General features: G+C 60.4%; 2 pseudogenes. Both read left to right on the forward strand.

The window, feature by feature from the left end:
* Nucleotides 1-137 (forward strand): annotated as a pseudogene (locus VQ830_RS28960) (hypothetical protein); the annotation flags it as partial.
* A 146-nt stretch (nucleotides 138-283) separates the two neighbouring features.
* Nucleotides 284-989, forward strand: a pseudogene (tssI, locus tag VQ830_RS28670) (type VI secretion system tip protein TssI/VgrG); the annotation flags it as partial.

The following is a 989-nucleotide window of genomic DNA, read 5'->3' on the forward strand; positions in this document are numbered from 1 at the left end:
CTGGCGCTGACTGGAATTTTGAGACGCCGAGCATGGTGCCGGGCACGATGACGCCCTCGCTGGTTCAGATGCCGGATGCAACCAAGCGCGAGCTTTATGAATATCCCGCCCGCATCTCGTCTGTTGCCGAAGCAGAGCGCGCCCAGAAGCTGCGGGTGCAGGCAACCGAAGCCGATCACGATCATGTCTTCGGAGAATCGACCGTCCGCATCCTGGAAGCCGGCCGCCGCTTTACGCCCTATGAGGTGGCCCATCCCGAGCATGAATACGAAGAGCATGTNAGCGCGCCCAGAAGCTGCGGGTGCAGGCAACCGAAGCCGATCACGATCATGTCTTCGGAGAATCGACCGTCCGCATCCTGGAAGCCGGCCGCCGCTTTACGCCCTATGAGGTGGCCCATCCCGAGCATGAATACGAAGAGCATGTGATCATCCGCGCGGCCCATACCATCGTCGACCGATCTTACGAGACGAACACGAACGAGCCGGAATATATCAACCGCTTCGAAGCGATCCCCTCCCGCGTTCCGCTGACACCGCACCGCAACACCAAGCGCCCGCGCATCGAAGGCACGCAGGTGGCCATCGTTGCCGGTCCGCAAGGCGAAGAGATCCACCCAGACCAATATGGCCGCATCAAGGTGTGGTTCCCCTGGGATCGGCGAGCCAAGAAGGATGGGACCGATACCTGCTGGGTGCGTGTCAGCCAGGCATGGGGCGGTTCAAGCTGGGGCGCACAGGTCATTCCGCGTATCGGGATGGAAGTCATGGTGGCTTTCGTCGATGGCGACCCAGATCGGCCACTCGTGACGGGTGTCGTACCCAATCCTGCCAATGGCGTGCCGTATGATCTGCCGGCCAACAAGACGCGGACGGTGCTGCGCTCCAACACGCATAAGGGTGAAGGCTATAACGAAATCGCGTTCGAAGACCAGAAAGGCGAGGAAAACCAGTTTTTCCACGCCCAGAAAGATCAGACCGTCAAGGTTC

The organism is Oryzifoliimicrobium ureilyticum (genome assembly GCF_037199735.1).
GTDB classification, from domain to species: domain Bacteria; phylum Pseudomonadota; class Alphaproteobacteria; order Rhizobiales; family Rhizobiaceae; genus Rhizobium; species Rhizobium ureilyticus.